This window comes from Arthrobacter sp. Soil736 (genome assembly GCF_001428005.1).
Lineage (GTDB): Bacteria > Actinomycetota > Actinomycetes > Actinomycetales > Micrococcaceae > Arthrobacter.
Genome location: NZ_LMSB01000045.1, coordinates 335,481 through 361,986, shown reverse-complemented (window position 1 = coordinate 361,986; position 26,506 = coordinate 335,481). Strand labels below are relative to the sequence as shown.

The window sequence follows — 26,506 nt, the reverse complement described above, 5'->3', positions numbered from 1 at the left end:
CCCGGACGGCATGGTGCCGGCGTTCAGCTTAAGCCTGTAAATTTGGAGGCATGACCCCCGCCACAAAGCCTGCCATGCATCGTGCCCTCGGAATCTCCAAAGAAATCGAAGACGCAGCGTGGTTCGTGCTGGGGGCCGGGCTCCAAGGCAAGCCCTCGGCGCTGGACGGCCGCACCCAGACGTGGACGTCGGACGCCGCCGGGGAGGTCCTGGAACGGCTGCAGCGCGGAGTGGCGGACTCCAAGGCGCCCATGATGACCAACCTGCGGCACAACCTTGAGGACGCCTCCCGCGCGGCGAAGCTGCTGGCCGTGGAGCTCCTGTTCCTCCAGTCGCTGCCGCTGGCGCACGAGGTGAAATCGCTCAAGGTCAAGCGGGCCAGGGTCGCCGAAGCCGCGTCGTGGCTGGAGCCCGCGCTCGAGCTTCCGGACGAGCTCTACAAGGGCATGACGGACCACGGCGTCATCCGGGACCGGACGGCCGAGTTCAACTGGACCATCTGGGACCACTTGAAGTGGCTTTGCCGGTTTGTGCAGCACGTGGACCAGCAGCCCACTCCTGCCATCAACAAGGCGCTGAAGGACCCGCTGGCCTTTCACTTGCTGGCCGCCGGCACGCCGGAGGACCAGCCGGCTATCCGGCGGAGCATCGAATACCTGGCGTGGCCCAGCTACTTCGAACCCGTGGTGGCGGACGTCGAACGCCAGGAGATCCGGGACGCCTTTGCCTCCCTGGTGGGCGGTGCCAAGGGGGACAGCGACGAGGAAGTCACCGCCGACATCCGCCGTATCCGCCTGCATCTCGATGAGCAGGCCGGCCAGCGCATCGACTGGTACTCCCGGCAGCTGGTGAGCCAGTGGCGCAAGGTGGGGGATCCGGGCCGCCGGGCCTGGCTGCTGCGCACGCATCACGACAACGCCGAGCTCCTCACCGCCTGGCAGGACGAGGAAAAGGTCACCCTCGGCGTCGAACACCTCCGCCTGCTGGACGCCGGTGTCACCGCCGGACTGGTCCAGCACGCGGTGGACGAGGACTACAAGCACCTCGGCTACGTGGAGCGGGAGGACACCAAGACGGCGGTGTTCGCCTTCCTGACCGTCATGAAGCCCGGCGACCTGGCGCTCTACCAGAGCTCCGGGGCAGTCCGGATCGGCGTCGTCCTGGGGGAGCCGCACCACAACGAGGACAACCGCCGGATGCGCCGCAAGGTCCGCTGGTTCGATGAAGCGCACGCCACGGCCGACCTGCCCCGCCACGTCCAGCGCCAGCTCGCCACGCCCGGCATCGTCGTCGACGTCACCCGCGTGGTGCAGGCGCTCCAGGCGCTGGTGCCCGCCGAAGCCGAAACGGAGCCCGACGGCGGCACCGAACCGGCCGACGTCGCCCCTCCCGTCCAGGACGGGTTCCGTCCGCTGACGCGCGAGTTCGCGGACTCGCTCCACATGGATCTGGACCCGCTGCAGGAGATCGCCGAGCTGCTGGAGGAAAACCGTCAGCTGGTGCTCTACGGCCCGCCGGGAACCGGCAAGACCTACCTCGCCAAGCACCTGGCGGCCGAGCTCGCGCAGGACACCACCGACGAGCGGGTGAAGCTGGTGCAGTTCCACCCCTCCTACGCCTACGAGGACTTTTTCGAAGGCTACCGGCCGGACAAAACTGATGAGGGCCAGGTGTCCTTCAAACTGGTCGCCGGGCCGCTGCGCCGGCTGGCCGAGGAAGCCGCAAAGCCCGGCAACGAGTCCAAGCCGTACTTCCTCATCATCGACGAGATGAACCGCGCCAACCTGGCCAAGGTGTTCGGCGAACTGTACTTCCTGCTGGAATACCGCGACGACCGCATCTACCTGCAGTACAGCCCCAACGAGCCGTTCACCCTCCCGGACAACCTGTACATCATTGGCACGATGAACACCGCCGACCGCTCCATCGCCATGATGGATGCCGCCATCCGGCGCCGCTTCGCGTTCATTGAGCTGCACCCCAAGACCGAGCCGGTGAAGGGGTCGCTGCTGAGGTTCCTGGAGGCACGGCAGCTGGACACCACCCCCGCGTTGCTTCTGGACGCGCTCAACGATGCAATCGACGAGTGGGACCGCGACCTCATGATCGGCCCCTCCTACTTCATGAAGAAGGCCGCCCAGACACCTGCCGGTCTGCGCCGGATCTGGAAGTACGAGCTCATGCCGCTGCTCGAGGAGCACTACCACGGGCAGCTGAACCGCGCGCAGCTGGAGGAACGCTTCGGCCTGGACCAGCTGCTGGGGCGCCTTGCGGCTCGCTAGTCCCGCAGCCGGCCGCGGCGGCCCGGCAGCCGCGCCCCGGCACATCGTGGTGGACGAGCTGTCCGGCGGCGTGGTGGAGAAGCTGGATGCGGCCAGCGCGGCTTTCCTGAACGCCAGCGGACTGGCGAAGGCCTCGCCCATGGGCATGGGCCTCTACCGGATCGAGCCGGTGGGCATGGTGGGATCCGTGAGGACGCCGCTGGTGCAGCTCGACGTGCGGCCCAAGGGGCGGCTGGGGCTTAGCCGGCTGCTCTTCCTCCTCAGCTATGCCGGCGACCAGGGGTTCCGCGACGATCCCGTGGCCGCAGCCGAGGACACCGAGCTGTGGAGCGCGCTGGCGTCCTCCCTCGCGCAACTTGCTGAGCGTGCCCTGCAGCGCGGCGTGCTGCAGGGCTACCTCACCGTGGACGAATCCCTCAGGACGGTGAAGGGCCGGATCCGCATCTCGGACCAGATTTCCCGGCGGCCAGGCATGCTGGTGCCGCTGGAGGTGTCCTACGACGAATTCACCGAGGACATCGCGGAGAACCGGATCCTGCGGGCCGCCCTGGAACGCATGTCCCGCGTTCCCGGAGTGCGGCCCGAGGTGCTCAGCCGCCTGCGGCAGCTCAAGGGAAAGCTCGACGCCGCCACCCGGCTTCAGTCCGGCGCTCCGCTGCCGCCGTGGCGGGCCAGCAGAATGAACACCCGGTACCATGCGGCGCTGCGGCTGGCCGAGGTGATCCTGCGCAACGCCTCGGCCGAGGCAGGGGAGGGGCAGCAGCAGACAGCCTCCTTCGTGGTGGACATGGGCCAGGTCTTTGAGGACTTCGTCGGCGCGGCGCTGCGGCAGGCCATGGCGGCATTCCCCGGTGAAATGAGGCTGCAGTACAACGCCATGCTGAACGAGGCCGTCCGGGATTCGGACCGGCTGACAGTGCGGCCCGACGCCGTGCACCTGCTGGGCGGCCGTCCCGTGGTGGTGTACGACGCGCAGTACAGGGCACGCTCGGACCAGGGGGCATCGCTCTCGGCGGACCATTTCCAGATGCTGGCCTACTGCACGGCGCTGCGGGTGCCCACAGCCTGGCTGATCTATGCCGGGGCCGGCGAGATAAAGCTGAGGCGGATCCTCAACACGGATATCGACATTGTGGAGTTTCCGCTGGACCTTTCGCTGCCGCCGTCGGAGATTCTGGCCGCCATTGCTGATTTGGCTGAGCAGTCCTGGGGAGAAGTGGTGCGGCAGGCGAGCATCACCCGCTAGGGGTACTCTGCTAGATCGGACAAGTAACGCAGCTCCACCGGCATCAATTCCTGCGACATGTCATTCTCCCGGGCCGTCTGGCAATTCAAGTGCGGTTTACAAGTAAGTGATGTTGCATGTTCTTGATAATTACCGCTTTCATTTCTCGATGCTTCGACTACGGGCCGCCAATTTCGCCGGCCTGAACGGATACTTTGAAGACCATATCGCGAGACAGACAAGTCTGTCTCGTTTATGCGATAGAATATTAATAATGGCCGATTCATCCAGCTCAGGATCATCGCGCGTCGGAATGTTTCCTTCCGGCGGGCTACAGTCCGGCCCGGAGACCGACGCGTCGTTGGGCGGCGCCGCAGCCTTGGGTGCCGAAGCCCCGGGCACGTCCGCCCCGGGCTCAGCCGGTGCTGCCGGGATGCGGGAGCGGATCGTCAACACAGCCTATGATCTCTTTGCGCGCAGAGGTGTGCGCGACGTTGGCATCAATGAGCTCATCAGCCGTTCAGGTGTTGCGAAGGCCACGTTCTACCGCCACTTCGCCTCCAAAGATGAGCTGGTGCTGGCCTTCCTCGAGCAACGTGACCGCGTGTGGACGGTCAACGCGATTGTGGGCGAAGCGAGGCGCCGGGCGGACACGCCCGAGCAGCAACTGCTCGCCATCTTCGATGTTTTCTCCGACTGGTTCCGCCGCACCGACTTCGAGGCGTGCTCCTTTATCAATGTGCTCCTGGAGATGGGGGCCACCCATCCGCTGGGCCGGGCGAGCATCGATTACCTCGCCAAAATCCGCGGCCACGTGAAGCAGCTCGCGGACGAGGCCGGGCTGGTGCATACCGAGGATTTCTCCCGGTCATGGCACATCCTGATGAAGGGCTCCATCATCTCGGCCGCGGAAGGCGATCTTGAGGCAGCAAAGCGTGCCCGCCAGCTCGCCGGATGGCTGATCGAGCACCACCGGGCCTGAGCGAATTGCTATAGGGGCACTGCAAAAGTGAACGTGGTGCCTTCCCCTACTTCGCTCCGGAGCGAAACGCTGCCGCCGTGGGCTTCCACTATGGCCTTGCTGATGGACAGCCCCAGCCCCACCCCGGGTATCGCGGAGTTGCGGACAACGGCTGAGCGGAAGAATTTGGCGAAGACCTCCTCCTGGTCCTGTTCGCTCATTCCCATCCCGGTGTCGCTGACGCTGCAGACCACGTGCCCGTCCTCGGACCTGAGCGACACCACCACTTCACCGCCGTCCGGCGAGTACTTGATGGCATTCGACACCAGGTTATCCAGCACCTGGGAAATGCGGGCCGGGTCGACGTGGGCGGCTAACCTGTCGGGGGCGTCGGCCATGAGCCGGATGCCCGAAACGGTGGCCCGCGGCAGCGCGGCCGTGACGCTTGCCCGGACCAGGTCCGCCACATTCACGGCCCGCGGGCTGACGATCAGCTGGCCGTGCCTGCTGGACAGGAGATCCGAAACCAGGGTGAGGAGCCGCTCCGAGTTCCGGCGGATGATCTCGAGCGGCCCGCGCTGGTACTCCGTCAGGTCGTCGTCGTCATCCAGCATGAGTTCGACGTAGCCCAGGATCGAGGTCAGCGGGGTGCGGAACTCGTGGGAGACGTTGGCGACGAAGTCGTCCTTGGCCGCCAGGGCATTCACCAGTTCGGTGACGTCGCTGAACACGATGACCGAGCCGGCGAAGTTCCCGTCCTGGTCCCTCATGGGCCTGGCACTCGTGGTGATGGCCCGCTGCTCGCTGCTGTCACCCAGCCAGACGAGGTAGTCGGTGAATTCCTCGCCCAGAATCGCACGCCGGACAGGACGCTGCTCCACCGGCACAAGGGTGTTGCGGTCGGCCGCGAAGACCAGTAGCTCGGATTCGTTGGGATCGGGGTTGCCGGCGGGAGTCGCCAGCTTGTGATGGGCGCGCTGCTTTCGGTTCATCAGGATGTCATTGCCGTCGGCATCCACGGCAAGCACGCCCAGGTGCACGGTGTCCAGCACGGTATTCAGCAACCGCTCCTGGCCCTTGCTGTCCTTCAGCACCCCGCGCAGCTGGGCGTCCTTTTCCTCCAGATCGCGTTGCTGCCGGACCATGCTGAGGGTCATGACCGTCACCGAAACGCCGATCCCCAGCATCATGACCGGGAGGAGGAAGGACCTGGCCAGGTCCTGTCCGGAGACATCCCCCCTGATCAGCAGAGGCACCCAGATGATGGCCAGCGGCCCGAAAAAGGAAATGGCTACCGCAGCTTTGGGAAATACCCCCGAGGCGCATAACCAGGTCACCGGGAACACGGACATGAGGCTGATTCCAGTCAGGCTGTCCTGGCCGCCTTCCCGGCCGAGCGCGATAGAGACGAGGTCCAGGATGGGAACCACCAGAAAAGCCGGGTACGGCAGCTTGTCCCACGGCACGGCGTAACAAAGCAGCAGAATGATCCCCTGCGACAACAGGAAGCTGATGAACAGCGGATTCATGAGCGTCTCGGGGAAGAAAGCCAAAATGAGGAATGCGGTGATGCCTGCCGTTACCGAGAGCGGCATCTGGCTCAGCGTTACGCGGCTACGCAGGGAGTACTCGTGGAACGGTCGACGGAAGAGCAGGATCCTCCCGGAAGCGTCCTTCCAGGTTGGACTGATCATGGGTGCTTGTCCGATACGACGGGGCCGAAGAAACGCATATCTGCAGGATAGCGGGCGGGAGCTATACTGCAGACGGGATGTAGCGGGCTGAGGGGGCTGCGATGGGTGATGCACGCGTGGGGCTGGTCATTGAGGATGATCACGATATTCGCGAATTAGTGCGTGTTGTACTGACGCAGGCAGGCTTTGACGTGACCGCTGCGAGCAGCGGCGCGGAAGGCGTTCTGGCCGCCAAGGAGCTGGACCCGGCGGTTATCACCCTGGACCTGGGCCTGCCCGACATTGACGGTTTCGAAGTGGCGCGGCAGATCCGTCAGTTCTCCGATGCCTACATCGTCATGCTCACCGCCCGTGCGGAGGAACTGGATACCCTGATCGGTCTCGAATCCGGCGCGGACGACTATCTCACCAAACCCTTCCGTCCCCGGGAACTGCGCGCCCGGGTCGCCGCCATGATGCGGCGTCCGCGTTCGACGTCGGATGTCGCCGAAGAGAACGGCGCACCTTCCGGAGCGGCCAACGCTGAGAGCATCTTCAGCCACAACGGGCTGGACATGAGCTACGACTCCCGGACGGTGACCGTGGATGGCAAGGAGCTCAGCCTGACACGCACCGAATTCGATCTGTTGCATGCTCTGCTTGAAGCTGGCCGCATGGTCCGCACCAAAGCGGACCTGGTGCGCCGCCTGCGGGACGAACCGTACGACGTCGGAAGTTACATCAGCGAGGCCGACGAGCGCTCCGTTGAAGTGCACATGGGTAACCTGCGCAAGAAACTCGGTGACTCCGCGCAGAGCCCGCGCTGGCTCCAGACCGTCCGCGGCGTCGGCTACAGATTGGCTCCTGCGGAACACTGACCCCGCCGGCAGCGGCGTGTTCAGGTTTTAGCGAGGAATTGCTCCAGCTGCTGCTCCAGCGCTGAAGCGTCCCGCAGCTCGCATTCCCATACGGTGAGCACCGCCCATCCGGCGCTTTCGAGCTGACGGCGCTGGTCGGCGTCGCGGTTCCTGGTCCTTGTCCGCTTCGCCTCCCAGAATTCTGCGTTGGCCTTGGGGGAGTGCTGGCCGGCCTTGCAATCGTGGAAATGCCAGAAGCAGCCGTTGACGAAGATGACCTTGCGCCTGCCGGCGAAGACAAGATCCGGATTCCCCGGCAACTTGCTGCCGCCGGAGGCTCCGTGCAGGCGGTACCGGTAGCCTTTGGCGTGCAAGAGGCTGCGCACCAGTAATTCGGGCTTGGTGTTCTTGCCCCTGATCCGCGACATGTTCCAGCTGCGCTGCTCAGGTGTTAGCCGGTCCGCCATGCTTTAAGTCTAGGCTTGCTGCGGCTCGCTAGATTTCCCGTTCCGGCTGTTCGCCGAACTCGAAGTGCCGGCCGCTGACCGATCCCGGTTCGATCTCCACGTAGAAGTCCTTGAGCGTGGGAACCCAGGACGCGAGTCCAAGGGTCTCTGCCTGCGCAATTTCTGCGGATTTGCTCAGTACCCGTGCGGTACCGCGGAGGACTACCGACCACGCCTGGTCTGACATGATGCCGTCCGTTTCGAAGAGGACGTGGTCGTTGATGGTCACCTGGGCCAGCTTGTTGCCGGGCGCCGTGCGGAAGTACAGCTTCCGGCGGCTGGCCAAATAGTTGACCGGGAAAATGTCGGGCTCACCCGCAACAGTGACCACGAGACGGCCGTGCTTCGTGCCCTCAAGAAGCTGCCAGCATTGTTCGTCGTCGAGGATCAGGATGGGGTCGCCGTCGGCGTGGTTGAACATCATGGCTCCATTCTTCTACGTCTTGTAGAAAAACGATAGGGATATGAGGAAATTTTCCCAGCCGCGGACTTGAATCCGCCACCATGCTGAGGTGGGCGAGGCCCCGCTGGTCGTTGAGACCCGGCCGGTCGAGCCCGCGTGCCTCGGGGGACCCCGCTGGTCGAGCTTGTCGAGACCCGGCCCCGGTCGAGCCCGCGTGGCGGAAAGCCTTGGGACCTTTAACACCCTTGTAATAGCCCCGTGACGGGGCTGTCTCACGTCGTGACTAGCGTCAGCAAGGACCAACTGGCAACGAAAGCGATGACTGATGACCAATGATCTGAGAGCCACCGAACTGCTGGAGCCGACGGCGGGCGGCGGCACCGCCGTCGGGCGCGGTCCGCAGGGGAGCACGACGGCGGGTAACGCCGACGCTTTGAGCGCCACCAAGGAAAGCCTGGAGGACTATACGCTGAGGTTCGCGCCGCGGTCCTACCGCAAGTGGAGCGCCGGGGTGGTGGCAACGAGCGCACTTGGCGGCATCGCCTACCTGGCCGATTTCTCGATTGGCGCGAATATCGGGATCGCCTATGGCACGGTGAATGCGATCTTCGGCATCCTCGTGGCCGCCGTGATCATTTTCGCCACGGGCTTTCCACTGGCCTACTACGCCGCCCGGTACAACATCGACCTTGACCTCATCACGCGAGGCTCGGGCTTCGGATACTACGGCTCCGTGGTCACGAACGTCATTTTCGCGACGTTCACGTTTATCTTCTTTGCCCTGGAAGGTTCCATCATGGCCCAGGGGCTGGAGCTGGGACTCGGCGTTCCGCAGTGGCTGGGATACGCCGCCTCCACCGTCATCATCATCCCGCTGGTGATTTACGGGATGAACACCCTGGCCAAGCTGCAGGTGTGGACCACTCCGCTGTGGCTGCTTCTCATGGTGGTGCCCGTGGGATATCTGGTGGTGTCCCATCCCGGCAGCATCGATGATTTCTTCGCCTTCACCGGAGATTCCGGGGCGGCGGGCACCAATCTGGCGTCCGTGATGCTGGCAGCCGGCGTCTGCCTGTCCTTGATGGCGCAGATTGCCGAGCAGATTGACTACCTGCGGTTCATGCCGCCCAAGACTGCCGAGAACAAGGGAGCGTGGTGGAGGGCCGTGATCCTCGCCGGACCCGGATGGGTCATGTTCGGAGCCGTCAAACAGATTGTCGGCATGTTCATAGCCGTCTACCTGATCGCCAAGCTCGATCCCGCCGCCTCCGCGACGGCCAACGAGCCCGTGCATCAGTTCCTCGGCGTGTATCAGGAAATGATGCCGGGATGGCTGGCCATGGCGTTGGCCGTGGTGCTGGTGGTCATTTCCCAGATCAAGATCAACGTGACCAATGCCTACTCCGGATCACTGGCATGGACCAACAGCTTCACCCGGGTCACCAAGACCTACCCCGGCCGCATGGTGTTCGTGGTGGTGAACCTGCTGATTGCGCTGGTCCTGATGGAAGCAAACATGTTCAGCTTCCTCAACAGCATTCTGGGCTTCTACGCCAACTGCGCCATGGCCTGGGTGGTTACTGTTGCGTCGGACATTGCCATCAACAAGTACCTGCTGAAGATCTCGCCGAAGACGCCTGAGTTCCGGCGCGGCATGCTGTATGCCGTGAACCCGGTGGGCTTCGTCTCCATGCTGGTCTCCGCAGGGATTTCCATTGCCGTCTTCTTTGGGGCGTTCGGGCCGGGCATCCAGCCGTACTCGCCAATATTCGCTGTTGTGCTTGCCTTGGTGTTGCCGCCAGTGCTGGCTGTCCTGACAAAGGGACGCTACTACCTTCGCCGCACCGACGACGGGATTGACCTGCCGATGTTCAACGCCGACGGCAACCCCAGCGACGCCAAGCTCCTCTGCCACGTGACGGGAATCGAATTTGAACGTCCGGACATGGTCCGCTCCGCCCAGGACGGACCCGACGGCGAACCCCAGTATGTGTCTTCGCTCGCCTTGTCGACCGATAAATCGGGGGAGCTCGTTTTGCCGGCACAGCACTAAGGAATATTGGGCTTGTTTGGATTGGCCTTTGCAGTAGTGACGGGCCCGGTGGCAAAGCGCACCGGGCCCGTTTTGTGCGCTCTTCTCACGGGGCCTTTTTTGCTTTGACTTTCGGCGCCGGCTGGCAGGTGGTAGAACGAAAGGGTTCGCTGGCTGTGGATAACTTTGAGCCCGAAAGTGTGGCCTCGGCTACCCTTTAACCATTGTTCGGACACAGATGTCTTGAAACCTATCCGGGGGGATTAGCGCATGACTTCTCGTACCTTCAGTTCCGGGCGTCTGCGCCTCTCTGCGATTTCCGTCCTCGCCGCCTCCGTCCTGGTCTTCAGCGGTTGCAGCAACGGTGAAGGCCCCAAAAACGGTTCGAGCGACGGGACCAGCCCCTCCGCCTCCGCTACAGCCACCCCTAGCGCCACCGCTACCCCGACACCCGCCTATAGACCCGCGGATGCCACGGGCAAGGCGCAGAATGTTCCGGTGCCCGTAAAACCCGCGTTGGCGGGCAAGAATTCGAAAGAGGGCGTGGAAGCGTTCACGAAGTACTGGTTTCGGGCTCTTTCCTACGCGTATGAAACTGGGGACACTGCCCTAATGGAGTCCGTAAGTGGTCCAGATTGCCGTTTTTGTAATGGACTTCGCGACAACGTGAAAAAAGCTTGGCAAGGGCAGCGATGGATTGTCGGAGGAAAGATCCAGACGCCGTCTGTGAAGCCGATATTCCGTCCCGGCGGGAAATCTCAACAGGCAACCATCCAAGTCATTCAACAGGAAATTGCGATTTACACGCCCACTGGATCTCTCTACCAAGCCGTGACAAGAGCGTCGAACAGGGCGAGTCAGGCAGTTGTCAGCTTCGACTCGACCGGTTGGACCGTCATCGACCTCGGCTTAATTCGCTAGCCATGAAATGGGTCCGGCCTAATTGCGCCGCCGTATGTTTTTCCGTGGCTATTGTGATGACGCTGGCTGCCGAAAGCGGCGCCGATGATTCCTCAGGTACGGTCGGATTCGAGGATACAGGTATTGATGTCGGAGTCGAGACGTGGATTCTTGACGAGACCACCGGTGAGATAGTGCCCGCGCCGCCCGGTTTCGTGAGCCAGGATCCGAACCAATACAGGGCCGAACCGCAGTGCCAGGTCGACGAAAATAACCTGGATATCAGTTGTCTGGCTGGACAACGTCCGTGCCCGCCCCGAGCTGATGGGAAACCCGGGGTGCCTGTCATCTGGAAGGTCGCGCCGCGGTCGCTCCCTAATCCGACGTGGTCGGACTGGACCGCCAATGGTGGCGGACCCACTTGCCTCTATGACCAGAATCCGGAAGATTTGCTTCCCCGAATAGCGGCCCGTATTCAAAACGAATTTCAAAAGCTTCCTGTTGTGCCGGGGAAGGTCACGGCACAGCCGAGTCCGCACACACTTAGGGGTGCAGAGACGAATTTTTATGCAGCAGCTAGTGAGCAGCCATTCGACATTACGATTTTGGCGCAGAAGATTCATATTGTGGCCAAGCCCGTCCAGTACCGCTGGGACTACGGCGACGGCACGTCGCTGGGGCCGACAACCACCATGGGCGGGCCGCTCCCGCAGGATCGCTGGGGTGAGAAGACACGCACGAGCCACGCGTACGCTGCGACGGGGGATTTCAGCGTGGTGCTCACCACGTACTTCCAGGGCACGTATTCCGTGAACGGCGGGCCGGCCCTTCCCATCCCCAACCAGGGCCAATTCAGTTCTGCTCCGCAGACGGTGAGTGTGTGGCGTTCCGTCACGCGGAACTACGCAGACGACTGCATCACCAACCCCCGAGGCCAGGGATGCCCGGGAGCTGCCCCGCCCAAGAAGTAAACGCCCCCGCATGACCCGTAAGGAATCCGAACAACACCCATGCGCCCCGAACTAGACGCGGATGAGAGGCCCGAGAAACGAATTACGCCCGCAGCTCCCGGTCCAGCCGCGCCATCCTCGCCTGCAGCAACTGGTAACGCGGATCGTCTGCTCCGGCCAGCCCTTTGACTGCGGCGGCCGCAGCCAAGTCGGCCGCACCCATGTCGCTTGAGCACCAGCGCATGATCAGATCCGGATCCCCGCTGGCGCGCACTGAGGCCCCCACGGCCTCGTTGAGCTCATCGCGCATCAGCTCAACGGGAAAGTTTGCGGGACGGGGCAGCAGCCTTGCCGGATAAGCGGCCAGGGCTTCAGCAACCTGGCCGTCCCGCAAGTGCCCGGTGACAATGGACGCATCGGTGACCACCCGGACGCCCGCCGCGAACCTGTATGGATTGGGCTCAACTACCTTTCCAAGAACGCCGCGGATGCGATGCATCTCGGTCCGCACTGAGGCAGCGGCCCCGTCCTCGCCATGAAGCTCGTACGCCAGTTCTTCGGCGCTCCAGCCGCCGGACCGCGAGGCCAGCAGAGCCAGGATCTCGGCGCGGCGCAGTGTCAGCGAAAGCCGTGCACCGCCGTCGACCTCTGCCGTGGGCGTGTCGCCCAACAACCGGAGCGTCAGCGATCGGGGCAAACCGCCACCGGAAGACGCGGACACTGAGGCGGACATGGGGCGCCCGGCCGCGGCGTCAGGTGAGCGGACTCCAGCCGACTTCAGGAGCTCCTCGGCCAGCCGCACACCGCAGCGCACCATCCGCAGGCTGTCCGGCGTCACCGACTGGATCGGCCCGGAGACATCCAGCACTCCCAGAACGTCACCCGTGAACGGGTCCCGGATCGGTGCAGCCGTGCAGGCCCAGTCATGGTGCGTGCGGACCAGGTGCTCCGCCGAGAAAAGCTGGGCCGGCGCCTCCGTGATCAGGGCCTCGCTGATGGCATTGGTGCCAATTCCGGATTCGGACCAGTCGGCGCCCTCCACGAACTCCAGGGCGTCTGCCTGTCTCAGCGCCTTCCGGCTGCCGATCCGCCAGAGCACTTCGCCGAGATGATCGGTGACGATCAGGAGATGCTGCCCGTCCGTCGTCTCGTCAGCCAGCAGCTGGGACAGCGCAGGCATCACCGCAGCGAGGCGGTGATCGGCGCCAAGCAACCGGGCTTCGCCGACATCGTGCCGGTGGATGGGGCGGTGCTGGTCCGGGTCAATGCCCAGGGCCAGGGATCGCTGCCAGGACTTGACCAGTGACGGGGAAATGTGGGGATCGGGATGCCCCGAAATGGTGGCTTCATGGGCCTCGCGCAGCGCCCGGGCGTACTCGGCGGGAGAAGAAAACCGGAGATCGTGAATCCGCGGGCCAGCGCCAGTCCCTTGGGCCATGCGGGTCCTCCCAACTCACCATTGAATCGCTGCGTCCGGCTACCGCCGGCACTTGCCCGCGACCGACACACAGCTGAACGCGGCCGACCCGCAGGTGATCCAGGCGGGTGAACCAAGACGTGTAACCCGATTGTAACCCCCTAGGGCATGTACTTGTGATGTGGGTCACGCAGGCGGTTTTCGAGTCAGGGGATCAAATCCCCAACGCTGAGTGCCCCAAAAGTCATCAAAGGAAAGAGGAATCATGCCTGAGACACCAAACGGCATCGCCGGGGCCTGGCTGGCGCAGTTCGATGAGGCGCTGCGCAGCGGAGACACGGCCGCTGCGCTGGACTTGTTCGTGGAGGAGCCGTACTGGCGCGACTTCGTATCCTTCACGTGGAACCTCAAGACGCTGGAAGGCAAGGACAGCATCGGGCGCATGCTTGAGGCGACCCTGGACGACGTCGAGCCACGCAACTGGGCCCTCGCCGAGAATGCCACCGGCGATGCAGCCAACACCGAAGCCTGGGTCACCTTCGAAACCGCCCAGGCCCGCGGCTACGCCCACCTGCGCCTGCGCAACGGAAAATGCTGGACCCTCCTGACCACCATGCAGGAACTCAAAGGCTTCGAGGAAAAGAAGGGGCCCAACCGCGAAAAGGGAGTGGCCCACCGCATCGAGAAAGGCCGCAGGTCCTGGCTCGAGCTCAAGGAAGAGGAAGCAGCAAAGCTCGGCTACGAGGAGCAGCCCTATACCGTCATCATCGGCGGCGGCCAGGGCGGCATCGGACTCGGCGCGCGGCTCCGCCGGCTCGGCGTGCCCACCATCATCATCGAGAAGAACGAACGCCCGGGCGATTCCTGGCGCAACCGGTACAAGTCCCTGCACCTGCACGACCCCGTCTGGTACGACCACCTGCCGTACATGAAGTTCCCGGATGACTGGCCGGTCTTCGCCGCGAAGGACAAGATCGGGGACTGGCTGGAGCACTACACCCGGATCATGGAGCTGAACTACTGGTCCAGCACTGAATGCACCAACGCCCGCTGGGACGAAGACACCCGCGAGTGGGAGGTCAGCGTGATCCGCGACGGCGAACCCGTCACCTTGCGTCCCAAGCAGCTCGTCTTCGCCCTAGGCGTCTCCGGTTACCCCAACATCCCGGTGTTCGACGGCGCCGAGTCCTTCCTGGGGGAGCAGTACCACTCGTCCAAACACCCGGGCGGCGGTGACTGGACGGGCAAGAAGGCCGTGGTGATCGGCTCCAACAATTCCGCCCACGATATCTGCGCCGATCTCTGGGAACACGGCGCCGACGTCACCATGATCCAGCGCTCCTCGACCCACATCGCACGCAGCGAATCCCTCATGGACCTCGCGCTCGGCGACCTCTATTCGGAGAAAGCCCTCGCCAACGGGGTGATCACCGAGAAGGCCGATCTCCTGTTCGCGTCGCTGCCGTACCGCATCCTCCCGGAAGCCCAGATCCCCGTCTATCAGGAGATGGCCAGGCGCGATGCCGATTTCTACTCCCAGCTCGAGGCAGCCGGTTTCGACCTTGATTTTGGCGTGGACGGCTCAGGACTCTTCCTGAAATACTTGCGGCGTGGCTCCGGCTACTACATCGACGTCGGCGCCTCGCAGCTGATCATCGACGGCCGCGTCAGGCTCGCCAACGGGCAGGTCAGCAAAATCACGGGCAACGCCGTCGTCATAGACAACGGCACGGAGCTGGAAGCCGACGTGATCATCTACGCCACCGGCTACGGTTCGATGAACGGCTGGCTTGCCGATCTGGTGTCGCCCGAAGTCGCGGACTCGGTCGGAAAATGCTGGGGGTTCGGCTCCGATACGCCCAAGGATCCGGGTCCGTGGGAAGGGGAGCTGCGCAACATGTGGAAGCCCACCAACGTCGAAAACCTCTGGATCCACGGCGGGAACCTGCACCAAAGCCGGCACTACTCCAGCTATCTGGCGCTGCAGCTCAAGGCGCGGATGGAAGGCTTGCCCACCCCGGTGTACGAGCTGCAGCCCTCCCACCACACTCGCTAAAGGAGTACGTCATGAAAGCGGCACGTTTTCACGGCCAGCGCGACATCCGGATCGAGGAAGTTCCGGAGCCGGAGCTGCGCCCGGGCGCGGTCAAAATAGCCGTCGCCTGGTGCGGCATCTGCGGCACCGACCTGCATGAATTCCTCGAGGGCCCCATCTTCATCCCGCCGCCCGGCCATCCGCATCCGCTCACGGGTGAAGCGGCGCCCGTCACCATGGGCCATGAGTTCTCGGGAACCGTCGAGCAACTGGGGGAGGGGGTGTCCGGGCTGTCAGTTGGCGACAACGTGGTGGTTGAGCCCTACTTCGTCTGTGATGAATGCGGGCCCTGCCGCGCCGGAAACTACAACCTCTGCACCCGCATGGGGTTCATCGGCCTGGGCGGCGGCGGGGGTGGCCTCAGCGAGAAAATCGTCGTCGATTCGCGCTGGGTCCATCCCGTGGGCTCCATTCCGCTGGAGGAAGCTGCCCTCATCGAGCCGCTGTCCGTTGCCTATCACGCAGTCAGCCGCAGCGGGCTGGGCGCGGGGAACATCGCCGTCGTCGGCGGTGCCGGGCCCATCGGTCTGCTGACATCGGCGGTGCTCAAGGGCCTCGGCATCACAACGATCGTCACGGAACTGTCCGCCGCCCGAAAGGAGAAAGCGGCCTCATCGGGCGTCGCCGACCACGTCATCGATCCGAGCCAAGAGGACGTCAAGGCACGTGTGCTGGAACTGACCGCCGGGGAAGGAGCCGATGCTGCCCTCGAGTGTGCCGGCGTCAATGCGGTGCTGGACAGCATGCTGGATGTGGTGAGGCCGGCCGGGGTGGTGGTCAATGTTTCCATCTGGGGGCGCCCGGCCACGGTGGACATGCAGAAGATCGTGCTGAAGGAGATCGATCTCCGCGGCACCATCGCCTACAAGGGCGATCACGCCGCGGCCATCAAGCTGGTGCAGGACGGCAAGGTCTATCTGAAGCCGTTCATCACCGGCCGGATCCCATTGGATGACCTCGTCGACAAGGGCTTCGACACCCTGATCAACCACAATGACACGGCGGTCAAGATCATCGTCCATCCGTGATCAGGCAGTACATCCGTAATCAGCCAAAAACTGACGACGACGGCGGCACCCGCTTTGGGGGCCGCCGTCGCCGTGCCCGGGGTGCTTTGGGCGGCGGGTGACCCCATGAGCTGCGTCACACCCGGAATACTTGCACACGCGTGGCAGTTGGGCCCACTGGACCCAATGCATTCTGAAAGGAACCACGCATGCTGTTTTCTCCGCTGTCCCTCGGTGAGCTCGAACTGCCCAACCGCCTCGTCATGGCACCCCTCACCCGCGTCCGCGCGGGCAAGGAAGGCGTACCCGGACCGCTCGTGGTGGAACACTACCGCCAGCGGGCTTCCCTCGGTCTCATCGTCAGCGAGGGCACATACCCCAGCCCCGCCGGCCGCTCCTACCCGGGACAGCCCGGAATTGTCACCCCTGAGCAGGTCGCCGGGTGGAAGAAAGTTACGGACGCAGTCCACGCAGAAGGCGGACGGATGTTCGCGCAGATCATGCACGGCGGCCGTGTCTCCCACGAGGACATCACGGGCGGCCACCGGGTTGTTGCGCCGAGCGCCATCGCCGTCGAGGGCGAAACCCGGACGTACGCCGGCAAGCAGGCATACCCGGTGCCGCACGAGCTCTCAACTGACGAACTGCCGGTAGTCATCCAAGAGATCGTCACGGCGTCGCGCAGTGCCATTGAAGCTGGGTTCGACGGCGTCGAGCTCCACTCGGCCAACGGCTACCTCCTGCACGAATTCCTGGCGCCGAACACCAACGTGCGCACGGACAGCTACGGCGGCTCGCCCGAAAACCGCGCGCGCTTTGTCATCGAGACCGTCAACGCCGTCGTCGAAGCCTTGGGAGCCAACCGCGTCGGCATCCGCATTTCGCCGGAGCACAGCGTTCAAGGCATCGAAGAGAATGACGCCGCCGATGTCCGGGCCACCTACGAAGTGCTGGTGAACTCGATCGCTCCGTTGAACCTTGCCTACCTGAGCATCCTGCACCACGACCCCTCGGGGGAACTCGTCCAGGACCTGCGTACCCGCTTCAACGGCGCCTTCCTGGTCAACACCGGGTTCGGCCTCATCACCACCCGCGAGGAAGCAGCCGCGCTCGTGGCAGACGGCCACGCGGACGCCGTGGTGGTGGGCCGGCCGGCCATCGCCAATCCCGACCTCGCCCGCCGCTGGCGCGAGGGCCTGCCCCTGAACGAGCCCGACCAGGCCACGTTCTACGGCGAAGGCGCGAAAGGATACACCGACTACCCGGTGTACCAGACGGCCTAGCCAGCACCAGAATCACAAAGCAAAGGAACCGTCCGGACACCGGGCGGTTCCTTTGTTTTCGCCGGAATTTTTCTTGAGTGAATCTTGACCTTTTGTGGCATGGAGTCCTGAGCCGGCCACGGCATTGTTCTGGGTAGCAAGACAACAGCCACCATAAATTTTGAAGGGTCTCACCATGAAAAACACCGCACTGATCAAGGGAACCGCCGCCATCGCCGTGGGCGCCGCACTGCTCCTGGGCGGCGGCGGCACGCTGGCCTCCTGGAACGCAGCAGACAACGCCGCGCCCGGCACGGTCGTCGCCGGTGACCTGAACGTCGTCAAGAGCGGAACCGGAGCGTGGAAGGACCGCGCCGGCGCGACCATCGACATCGCAACCTACAAGGTCGTTCCCGGCGACAAGCTGACCTACACCCAGGTCCTCGACGTGACGCTGACGGGCAACAAGATGGCCGCAGACATCACTGCCACTGGCACCGGAGCGGCCAACGGGTTCACTCCCGCCAACGTCATTGTCTCCGGTACGGTTTTGACCGTGGACGGCGAGGCTGTTTCCAACCCGCTGACGACCTCCAAGACGGTCACCGCGACCATCACCTTCGAGTTCAAGGCCGCCACCACAGGCCGCGCGGACGTCAACGCAACGTACAACTTCGGCAACGTCGCCTTCACCCTGCAGCAGATCACCCAGCCGGGCCTGGCCTAACGGACCGCCGGCCATCTGGGGGTGGCCGGCTGCATCGTCGCAATAACCGGATGAGGGGTCAGGAGGAGGAACCATGGGCATCCCGCGCAGCCTGCGGGCGGCGGCACTCATCGCCGCGGCAGTGCTCATGGGCCTCCTGACCGTTCAGGGCAGCTACGCACTCTGGGCGTCCAACGCCTCCGCTACTCCCGGATCCGTATCCTCTGCAACGTTCAACGTCAGCCTCACGGGAATGCCCTCCGGGCAGGTCACCAACATGACGCTGGCTGACGGACAGGCGGCCAGCCTGGCCCTCACCACTCAGAGCGTGGCTCTGGCCGCGCTGGCCCCGGGCGCGGCGGTCCACTCCAGCGTTTCTGCCAGGAACAATTCCGACGCCGGCGGGCAGTTCAGCATCAGCGTCACCGCAGGTGCCCCGGCTGTCAGCAACGTGGGCGGGGGATCGCTGGCACAGTACTTGACCGTGAGCGCCAAGAACGTGGCAACGGCCGCCGAGTGCAATACCACCACGGGCTACGCCCAGCTCACCACGGCAGGCCTGACCACCGCGGCAGTCCCCAAGGCCGGAACCACCGTCGTCTGCTTTGAAGTCAAGCTCTCCTCCACCGCTCCATCCACCCTGAAAGGACAAGCCGTGAACATCTCGATCCCCCTCACCGCTTCCCAGCTCTGCGGGGTGCCCAGTGGCTGCGCTTGATACCTTGCCGGCAACCGGCGGAAAATCCTCCCAAAGGAGCGGCGCGAAGATTGCCCGTGAACAGGTGGAGAGTGCTGACCAGGCAACGAAGCCGGCCCGCCGCTGGATCGCCTCCGCAGGCCGCCTCGCCAACCTCGTGCTGCTGATGGTCGCAGTATTCGCCGCCCTGGTGCTCATACTCGTACCCAAGGCCACCGGCTCCCAGACCTACTCGGTCCTGACCAACTCCATGGCTCCGAAGTACTCGCCGGGCACATTCCTGGTAGTCAAGCCCGCCGCGTTCAGCGAACTCAAATACGGCGACGTCGTCACGTTCCAGCTGGAGTCGGGCCGGCCGGCGGTGGAAACGCACCGGATTGTCGGGTTCGGTGCCACGCAGGCCGGAGAAAAAACCCTGATCACCAAGGGCGACAACAACGACATCAACGACCCCAAGCCCGTCCGTGAACTCCAGGTCAAGGGGAAACTGTTCTACGCCGTCCCGTTCGTCGGGTACGCTGCCAATGCACTCGGCAATGCGGATCGCGGCCTCTGGATGACGGCCGGTGCTGCCGGCCTCATCGGCTACGGCCTTCTGCTTATCGTCCGGCACATCCGCAGCCGGCGCCGGAATTCAGGAGCGGCAGCATGAAGCCCCAGGCCAAGATCCCCGGCGCCATGCTGGCGCTCTTCGCCTTTGTGCTGACGGTGCTCCTCGGCATCGGCGGCGCTGCCGCCGTCGCGCTGTGGCAGCAGTCAGCCACCGCGACCATGACGGTCTCGGCCGGCACCAACTGGGGCCCACTCATCACGCTGGCCTGCACGAACAGTGTGAACGAAAAGACCGCAACCCTGACTGTATCCGCGGCTCAGACCCCTACTACGCTCACTATGGCTGCCCGCCGGGCCGACGGCACCTACGGTCCCACCGAGTACCCCGCCGGCACCGGAACCGGGCCGATCACCCTGACCGAGCTGTCTCCCATCGTCGTTGCGAACGCAGGCGCGACCCCCCTGACTGTCCGCGTGACTGCCACGTTCGCGGACCTGGAGAAATCCATTGCAGAATGGAGCTTCACCATCGCCGGCGGCGGAAAGGTCAAGTGCACGCCATAGTGTCGGTCTGATGGGGCCGTGCGCCCATCTTCGGGGCGCCCCTATAGGATTTGACCATGCAGAAAGCGTCCAACGGCCCCCGCGCCGGCAGCCAGCCCGCCGTGCAGGCTGACCGCCGGGGTGGCCGCACCGTCAGCCGCCAGGTCCTGGCGGACCACGTCTACGAGGAGCTTCTGGCCTCGCTCATGGACGGAAGGCTGGAGCCCGGCGCCGCCGTCAGTATCGACGGAACCGCCCGCGAACTCGATGTTTCGCCCACCCCGGTCCGCGAGGCCCTGGCGCGGCTGGAGCACACCGGAATGGTCCGCCGGGTGGCGCTGAAAGGTTACAGGGTGGCCCCGGTCTTCACCCGGGAGGACTTTGCCGAGCTTATGGAAGCCCGCCTGGCGATCGAGCCCGTCAACGCGCGGCTGGCCTGTGCGCGCCTGACGCCGCAACGGTTCGCCGAGCTGGAACAGGCCGTCGAGGACCTGAAGTCGGCGCCTCGCGGCCCGTCCTTCGCTGAGTACAAGGACTACCTCGAAGCCGACGAGCGCTTCCACCAGCTGATCGCCCAGCAGACCGGGAACCAGTTCATGGTCTCCGCATACGCCGCGCTGGGCGGCCAGGTCCAGCGCTTCCGGCTTTTCGGGGGTGTGGGCATCACGGACGCCGAGTACGCCATTGCGGAGCACCAGTCCGTCCTCGACGCACTCTCCACCGGCGACCCCCAAAAAGCCGAAGCCGCCATGGCCGATCATGTGCAGAAGGTCCGGGCACGGGCCATGGCCGACGCCCCGGCTGACTAGCAGCCCAAGTAAGTAGCAGCTCGCGTCGTTCTCAGCGCTGAAAACGGCGTGTACTGCTACTCAGTTGGGTCAACCGGCCCGGGGGAGTGCACCCGCCCCGCGGCACCCCACTCACGCCGCGCCACCCACGCCCCGCGCCCCACCCGCCACGCGCCCTCCGCCACGCGCCCTCCGCCACGCGCCCTGATTCCTGTGAGGCGCTTCACAAACTGCCGGACTCCATATAGGATCTACGATTGTTCCCGAACAAGGCCCTGTGACCTTGACAACCTCTTCCGGATGGTCAATCCTATAGGAAAGAGGATTCCACAAAGGAGTGAACAACAACGTGGCTTACACAGCTGATAACTGGCCCATCACCGCAGCGCTGCTGCAGTTCCCCGGCATCGACGCGCAGGGCAACCACATCAACGACGCCGACGCGTCCGCCTGGGCCGAGGTCCTGACCGAGGTCAAGGAAGCGGGCTTCAGCAACGCCGACCTCACGGACAGTTGGGTCCGCCCCGGCGATCTCAGCAAGGAGCGCCTCGCCGAGTTCAAGCAGACCGCCCAGAATGTGGGCATCGGCATCCCGGTCATCTCGGCCATCCGCCGCAGCGTGATCGAAGAAGGCAACTGGGAAGCCAACCTCGAGTACAGCCACCGCACCATCGACGCCGCCGCCGAACTCGGCTGCGAGGTTGTCTCCTTCGGCCTGCACCAGGCGATCACCGCGGAGCAGCAGAAGCAGCTTTGGTTCTGGACCGTCGAAGGCTACAAGGACCCGGTGGGGGACAAGGACGCCTGGAACAAGGCCGTCACCCGCTTCCGCGAACTGGGCCGTCACGCCGCAGAGGTCGGCGTCCTGCTCTCGCTCGAAATGTACGAGGACACCTACCTCGGCACGGCAGACTCGTCCGTTCAGCTGGTCCAGGACATCGGGCTCGCCAACGTGGGCCTCAACCCGGACATCGGAAACCTGATCCGCCTGCACCGCCCCATCGAGGACTGGCGCGAAATGGTCGCCAAGACCATGCCGTACTCGAACTACTGGCACATGAAGAACTACATCCGTGACGAGGACGTGGCCCGCGACAGCTACGTCGCCATGCCCGCCCCCATGGAAAGCGGCCTCATCAACTACCGCGAGGCGTTCAAAGTGGCCATCGCCGCCGGCTACCAGGGCATCATCTGCACGGAGCACTATGGTGGCGACGGCCTCTCCGTGACGGCCGGCAACCAGGACTACCTGCGCCGCCACGTCCTGCCCAAGAAGGACGGCTACGCTCTCGGCAAGAGCCTCGTGGCACAGGGACGGCAGCAGCCGGCCGCCGTCGAACTCGCCAGCTCCTAATCTCCCGGAAGTCAGGTTCCCACCGGAGCCTGACTTCCGACGGCGGCCGCCGGGCAGCGCTCGGACGGCCGCCATCCCGGGGCCCTCCGGAAGTCAGGTTCCCACCGGAGCCCACCAGAACTGATCAACCCAACTCGGATTCAATGAGGAACCATGACCCAGATCTTCGACAATCCCGCTGATTTCGCGGATGAGGCGCTGGACGGCTTCGTGGCTGCCAACCGCGGCTATGTTGCCCGCGTGGACGGCGGCGTCGTCCGCTCCACCGAAATGACCCCCGGCCAGGTGGCACTCGTGATCGGCGGCGGCTCGGGACACTACCCGGCCTTCGCCGGACTCGTCGGCCCGGGCCTGGCCGCAGCCTCCGCCTGCGGCAACATGTTCGCCTCGCCCGCCGCCGGGCAGGTCTACCGCGTGGCCAAGGCCGCCAACGCCGGCGGCGGAGTGCTCCTCAGCTACGGCAACTACGCCGGCGACGTCCTGCACTTCGGCCAGGCCCAGCTGCGGCTCAACGCCGAAGGCATCGAGACCCGCACCGTGCTGGTCACCGACGACATCGCCAGCGCCCCGCTGGACCAGATCGAAAAGCGCCGCGGCATCGCCGGTGACCTCACGGTCTTCAAGATCGCAGGCGCCGCAGCCGAGGCCGGCCTGGACCTGGACGAGGTGGAACGGCTGGCCATCAAGACCAACCAGCGCACCCGCTCCCTGGGCGTGGCCTTCGGCGGCTGCACGCTGCCCGGCGCCTCCGAGCCGCTCTTCCAGGTGCCGGCCGGCCAGATGTCCCTGGGCCTGGGCATCCACGGCGAGCCCGGCATCTCCGAACACCCGATGCCCACCGCCTCCGAACTGGCCGAGCTGCTGGTCTCCCGCCTCCTGGCGGACAAGCCCGAAGACGCCGGTGACCGCGTGGTGGCGATCGTCAACGGCCTGGGCACGGTCAAGTACGACGAACTGTTCCTCCTGTTCGGCAAGGTCGAAAAGCTCCTCAGCAAGGCCGGCCTGACCCTGGTGGAGCCGGAATGCGGCGAGCTGGTCACGAGCCTGGACATGTCCGGACTCTCGCTCACCCTCCTGTGGCTCGACGACGAACTCGAGCAGTTCTGGGCGGCCCCGGCTGACACCCCGGCGTACCGCAAGGGCAACCTCGCACCGCGTGCCCGCCGCGAAATGGCCGGACCCGAAGCCGCGGCAGCCGAAGAGACCGAGAAGGCCACCGCGGCGTCCGCCGACCTGGGCCGGCTGGCAGCCGCCGTGCTCGCCCAGGTGCGGGACGTCGTCGTCGAACATGAAGAGGAACTCGGCAACCTGGACGCCATCGCCGGCGACGGCGACCACGGCATCGGCATGCGCCGCGGTGTTGACGCCGCAACGGCCGCGGGCGAGCAGAACGCGGCGGCCGGAGCCTCGGTTGAACGCGTCCTCACCGAGGCCGGCGAAGCGTGGAGCGAGCGCGCCGGCGGAACCTCCGGGGCGCTGTGGGGATCCGCCGTGATCGCCGCGGGCCTGGCCCTGGGCAACCGCGAGTCGTACCAGGCCGCGGACGCGGCAGCCGCCGTCACGGCGTTCACGGACGCCATCACCGAACTCGGCAAGGCGGAACCGGGGGACAAGACCATGGTTGACGCGCTCCTGCCGTTCCGGGACGCCTTCCTGAAAGCGTCCGACGGCGGCGCCTCCTTGGGCAGCGCCCTCGCCGAAGCCGCTGCCGCAGCAACGGAAGCCGCCCGGCAGACTGCGGACCTTCGCCCCCTCAAAGGCCGGGCCCGCCCCCTGGCCGAAAAGAGCCTCGGCCACCCCGATCCCGGCGCAGTCTCCTTCGGGCTGATCACCGAGCGGATCGCCACGTACATCGAATCCGGCGCCGGGACCCCGGGCGCCGACAATTCTAAGCTGGCCGCAGCGGCCGGAAATGGAGCAAAAAATGACTGACACCGCAGGCTGGCGCATTGTCATCGGCAACGATGAGGCCGGCGTCGAATACAAGGAAGCGCTGAAGGCCCTGCTGGAGGCAGACAGCCGCGTGGCATCGGTGCTGGACATCGGCGTGGGCGCCAACGATTCCACCGCCTACCCGCACGTCGCCGTCAACGCCGCCCGCAAAGTGGCCGAGGGCGAGGCCGACCGCGCGCTGCTGATCTGCGGCACCGGGCTCGGCGTGGCCATCGCGGCCAACAAGGTACCCGGAATCCGTGCCGTCACCGCACACGACAGCTACTCCGTGGAACGCTCCGTCCTGAGCAACAACGCCCAGGTCCTCACCCTGGGCCAGCGCGTGATCGGCCTGGAGCTCGCCAAGAAGCTCGTGGGCGAATGGCTCGGGCACCGCTTCGACGAGAACTCGTCCTCGGCCGCCAAGGTGGAGGCCATCTGCTCCTACGAACCCGACTACACGAAGGCTGACTGACCATGACAGAAACACCCAGCAGCTCGCGCAAGATTGCCGTCGTCGGATCGGGATACATGGGCGGCGGCATCGCGCAGGTCCTGGCCCTTGGCGGCGCACGCGTTGCCCTGGCCGACGTGTCCGCCGAAGTGGCGCAGAAGAACTACGAGCGGCTGCTCACCGAATCCGACCAGTTCGTAGCCGACGGCCTGTTCCCGGTGGGATCCACCGAGATCCTGAAGCAGAACCTCTGGGCTGCGAAGGACATCGAGGAGGCCGTGGCGGACGCCGACTTCATCGAGGAGGCCGTGCCCGAGGTCATCGAGATCAAGCACCAGACGCTGGCCCGCATCAGCGCCGCCGCCCGTCCTGACGCGATCATCGGTTCCAACACCTCCACCATCTCCATCGCGGACCTGTCCGAACCGGTCACCAACCCGGAACGCTTCCTGGGCGTGCACTTCTCCAACCCGTCGCCGTTCATCCCGGGCGTGGAGATCATCCCCCACGCAGGCACCTCGGCCGAGACCGTGGGCGCCGTTCGCGACCTCGTCCACGCCGCCAACAAGCAGACCGCCGTGGTCAAGGACGTCACCGGATTCGTGCTGAACCGCCTGCAGTACGCGCTGTTCCACGAGGCCGCGCAGCTGGTGGAACAGGGCATTGCGACGGCGGAGGACGTCGACACCCTGGTCCGCACCACCTTCGGCTTCCGGCTCCCGTTCTTCGGCCCGTTCGCCATCGCCGACATGGCCGGCCTGGACGTCTACAACTTCTGCTACAAGTCCCTGCAGACCGACTTCCCCGAGCGCTTCGCCACGCCCAAGATCCTCACGGACCTCGTTGAGGCAGGCAAGCTCGGCACCAAGACCGGCGCAGGCTTCCTGAATGTCCCGGCCGAGCGCACGCCCGAGCTGATCGCCTACCGCAACAAGGCCTACGTGGCGATGCAGAAGCTCATCGAGGACCTCGGCCCGGCGCCCATCAACTGAGCGCCGATCAACTAACAATCCACTGGTCCGGGCCCTCTGATCCGGACCCTCAAAAATGCGTCAGTCACTGCCCGTTCCTTGCCGGGCAGTGACTGTTGCTGCCTGCCCGCTTTGTCCTTCGCCACAACCTAGGAGCCTATTAATGAGCATTTTTCCGTCAGAACGCACCGCCATCGTCACCGGAGCCGTCTCCGAGCGCGGGATCGGCCGGGCCACGGCCAACTACCTCGCCGAGCAGGGCTGGAACATCGGCATCATCGACCTCGACGACGCCCTGTGCCGGGCCACAGCCAAGGAAATAGCGGAACAGCACGGGGTGAAGGCCCACGGCGCCGGCGCCAACGTGGCCGACGAGGCTTCGGTCCGTGCCGCGATCGACTCGATCGAGGCGGAGCTTCCCCAGATCGTCGCGCTCGCCAACGTGGCCGGCGTCAGCTCGCCCGTCCCTTACCTGGACCTTGACGCCGCCGAGTGGGACCGCGTGCTCAACATCAACCTCAACGGCGTCCACTACGCCACGCGCCGCGTCGCCGAGTCCATGGTGAAGAACCGGATCGGACGCATCGTAAACATCTCCTACGTCTCCGCCCAGCGCGGCGGCGGAACGTTCTCCAAGACCCCGTACTCCGTGGCGAAGGCCGGTGTGATCGGCCTGACCCGCTCCACCGCCCGCGAGCTGGGGGAGTACGACATCACGGTTAACGCCATCTCTCCGGGCCCCGTCGACACCGACATCATGGGCGGCACCCTGAGCCAGGAACGGAAGGACGAACTCACCAAGGACCTCGTGGTCAACCGCGTCGGCTCCCCCCGCGACATCGCAGCAGCCATCGCCTTCCTCATCAGCGAGGACGCCGGATACATCTCCGGCCAGACGCTGAATGTGGACGGCGGACTCTACATGCACTAGGAAGGACC

General features: G+C 65.0%; 24 protein-coding genes. 20 read left to right on the top strand and 4 right to left on the bottom strand.

The window, feature by feature from the left end; all coding sequences use genetic code 11:
* The first annotated feature begins 50 nt into the window (after positions 1 to 50).
* The 3 genes from ASG92_RS22750 (at position 51) to ASG92_RS22740 (ending at position 4,489) form a co-directional block, all read left to right on the top strand.
* A complete protein-coding gene (locus tag ASG92_RS22750) occupies positions 51 to 2,282 on the top strand; it encodes an AAA family ATPase (RefSeq protein WP_056633739.1) in 2,232 nt (743 codons plus the stop codon).
* Complete coding sequence (locus ASG92_RS22745) at positions 2,269 to 3,528, top strand: McrC family protein (RefSeq protein ID WP_240987259.1); 1,260 nt, start codon at positions 2,269 to 2,271, stop codon at positions 3,526 to 3,528. The genes ASG92_RS22750 and ASG92_RS22745 overlap by 14 nt, the downstream gene beginning before the upstream one ends.
* 412 nt (positions 3,529 to 3,940) lie before the next feature.
* Positions 3,941 to 4,489 (top strand): TetR/AcrR family transcriptional regulator, encoded by a 549-nt coding sequence (locus tag ASG92_RS22740; RefSeq protein WP_056633895.1) that lies wholly within the window; start codon positions 3,941 to 3,943, stop codon positions 4,487 to 4,489.
* A gap of 8 nt (positions 4,490 to 4,497) precedes the next feature.
* Here ASG92_RS22740 and ASG92_RS22735 read toward each other — a convergent pair whose 3' ends face one another.
* Entirely contained in the window at positions 4,498 to 6,162 is a 1,665-nt protein-coding gene (locus tag ASG92_RS22735; RefSeq protein WP_056633736.1) for a PAS domain-containing sensor histidine kinase, read from the bottom strand.
* Between the two features lie 101 nt (positions 6,163 to 6,263).
* Here ASG92_RS22735 and ASG92_RS22730 point away from each other — a divergent pair, with 101 nt between their 5' ends.
* Complete coding sequence (locus ASG92_RS22730) at positions 6,264 to 7,019, top strand: response regulator transcription factor (RefSeq protein WP_200952057.1); 756 nt, start codon at positions 6,264 to 6,266, stop codon at positions 7,017 to 7,019.
* 20 nt (positions 7,020 to 7,039) lie between these two features.
* Here the strand turns inward: ASG92_RS22730 and ASG92_RS22725 are convergent, their stop codons facing one another.
* Together ASG92_RS22725 and ASG92_RS22720 are read right to left on the bottom strand one after the other, a co-directional pair.
* Positions 7,040 to 7,465 (bottom strand): very short patch repair endonuclease, encoded by a 426-nt coding sequence (locus ASG92_RS22725; RefSeq protein ID WP_056633732.1) that lies wholly within the window; start codon positions 7,463 to 7,465, stop codon positions 7,040 to 7,042.
* A gap of 28 nt (positions 7,466 to 7,493) precedes the next feature.
* Positions 7,494 to 7,928, bottom strand: a complete 435-nt coding sequence (locus ASG92_RS22720) for a pyridoxamine 5'-phosphate oxidase family protein (protein WP_056633729.1) — start codon at positions 7,926 to 7,928, stop codon at positions 7,494 to 7,496.
* A 304-nt stretch (positions 7,929 to 8,232) separates the two neighbouring features.
* Between ASG92_RS22720 and ASG92_RS22715 the strand changes: the two genes are divergently transcribed.
* The 3 genes from ASG92_RS22715 (at position 8,233) to ASG92_RS30085 (ending at position 11,810) form a co-directional block, all read left to right on the top strand.
* Complete coding sequence (locus ASG92_RS22715) at positions 8,233 to 9,960, top strand: hypothetical protein (protein WP_056633725.1); 1,728 nt, start codon at positions 8,233 to 8,235, stop codon at positions 9,958 to 9,960.
* A gap of 249 nt (positions 9,961 to 10,209) precedes the next feature.
* Positions 10,210 to 10,860: a DUF6318 family protein gene (locus ASG92_RS28655; RefSeq protein ID WP_157372409.1), complete on the top strand. Its 651-nt coding sequence runs from the start codon at positions 10,210 to 10,212 to the stop codon at positions 10,858 to 10,860.
* Positions 10,861 to 11,465: 605 nt separating this feature from the next.
* Positions 11,466 to 11,810, top strand: a complete 345-nt coding sequence (locus tag ASG92_RS30085) for a PKD domain-containing protein (RefSeq protein ID WP_240987258.1) — start codon at positions 11,466 to 11,468, stop codon at positions 11,808 to 11,810.
* An 82-nt stretch (positions 11,811 to 11,892) separates the two neighbouring features.
* Here the strand turns inward: ASG92_RS30085 and ASG92_RS22705 are convergent, their stop codons facing one another.
* Positions 11,893 to 13,227, bottom strand: a complete 1,335-nt coding sequence (locus tag ASG92_RS22705) for a helix-turn-helix domain-containing protein (RefSeq protein ID WP_056633723.1) — start codon at positions 13,225 to 13,227, stop codon at positions 11,893 to 11,895.
* Positions 13,228 to 13,471: 244 nt separating this feature from the next.
* Between ASG92_RS22705 and ASG92_RS22700 the strand changes: the two genes are divergently transcribed.
* From ASG92_RS22700 to ASG92_RS22640, 13 genes are all read left to right on the top strand, one after another.
* Positions 13,472 to 15,262 (top strand): NAD(P)/FAD-dependent oxidoreductase, encoded by a 1,791-nt coding sequence (locus ASG92_RS22700; protein ID WP_056633719.1) that lies wholly within the window; start codon positions 13,472 to 13,474, stop codon positions 15,260 to 15,262.
* An 11-nt stretch (positions 15,263 to 15,273) separates the two neighbouring features.
* Positions 15,274 to 16,329, top strand: coding sequence for a 2,3-butanediol dehydrogenase (locus ASG92_RS22695; RefSeq protein ID WP_056633717.1), 1,056 nt, complete (start codon positions 15,274 to 15,276; stop codon positions 16,327 to 16,329).
* Positions 16,330 to 16,517: 188 nt separating this feature from the next.
* Positions 16,518 to 17,591, top strand: a complete 1,074-nt coding sequence (locus ASG92_RS22690; protein ID WP_056633714.1) for an alkene reductase — start codon at positions 16,518 to 16,520, stop codon at positions 17,589 to 17,591.
* Positions 17,592 to 17,766: 175 nt separating this feature from the next.
* Entirely contained in the window at positions 17,767 to 18,297 is a 531-nt protein-coding gene (locus ASG92_RS22685; RefSeq protein WP_056633711.1) for an alternate-type signal peptide domain-containing protein, read from the top strand.
* 73 nt (positions 18,298 to 18,370) lie between these two features.
* Positions 18,371 to 18,994 carry a hypothetical protein gene (locus ASG92_RS22680; protein WP_056633709.1) on the top strand — a complete coding sequence of 208 codons (624 nt, stop codon included), beginning with the start codon at positions 18,371 to 18,373 and terminating at the stop codon, positions 18,992 to 18,994.
* Between the two features lie 106 nt (positions 18,995 to 19,100).
* Positions 19,101 to 19,625, top strand: a complete 525-nt coding sequence (locus ASG92_RS22675) for a signal peptidase I (RefSeq protein ID WP_240987266.1) — start codon at positions 19,101 to 19,103, stop codon at positions 19,623 to 19,625.
* Positions 19,622 to 20,089, top strand: coding sequence for a hypothetical protein (locus ASG92_RS22670; RefSeq protein WP_056633707.1), 468 nt, complete (start codon positions 19,622 to 19,624; stop codon positions 20,087 to 20,089). Before ASG92_RS22675 ends, ASG92_RS22670 begins: the two co-directional genes overlap by 4 nt.
* Positions 20,090 to 20,145: 56 nt before the next feature.
* Positions 20,146 to 20,877, top strand: coding sequence for a GntR family transcriptional regulator (locus tag ASG92_RS22665; protein ID WP_056633705.1), 732 nt, complete (start codon positions 20,146 to 20,148; stop codon positions 20,875 to 20,877).
* A gap of 328 nt (positions 20,878 to 21,205) precedes the next feature.
* Positions 21,206 to 22,210 (top strand): sugar phosphate isomerase/epimerase family protein, encoded by a 1,005-nt coding sequence (locus ASG92_RS22660; protein ID WP_056633884.1) that lies wholly within the window; start codon positions 21,206 to 21,208, stop codon positions 22,208 to 22,210.
* A 153-nt stretch (positions 22,211 to 22,363) separates the two neighbouring features.
* The gene (gene dhaL / locus ASG92_RS22655) at positions 22,364 to 24,142 is read left to right on the top strand and encodes a dihydroxyacetone kinase subunit DhaL (protein ID WP_056633702.1); all 1,779 of its coding nucleotides are present in this window, start codon (positions 22,364 to 22,366) and stop codon (positions 24,140 to 24,142) included.
* The gene (locus ASG92_RS22650; protein ID WP_056633699.1) at positions 24,135 to 24,617 is read left to right on the top strand and encodes a ribose-5-phosphate isomerase; all 483 of its coding nucleotides are present in this window, start codon (positions 24,135 to 24,137) and stop codon (positions 24,615 to 24,617) included. Before dhaL ends, ASG92_RS22650 begins: the two co-directional genes overlap by 8 nt.
* 2 nt (positions 24,618 to 24,619) lie before the next feature.
* Positions 24,620 to 25,588, top strand: coding sequence for a 3-hydroxyacyl-CoA dehydrogenase family protein (locus tag ASG92_RS22645; RefSeq protein ID WP_200952056.1), 969 nt, complete (start codon positions 24,620 to 24,622; stop codon positions 25,586 to 25,588).
* A gap of 142 nt (positions 25,589 to 25,730) precedes the next feature.
* A complete protein-coding gene (locus ASG92_RS22640; protein ID WP_056633693.1) occupies positions 25,731 to 26,498 on the top strand; it encodes an SDR family oxidoreductase in 768 nt (255 codons plus the stop codon).
* Positions 26,499 to 26,506: the final 8 nt, after the last annotated feature.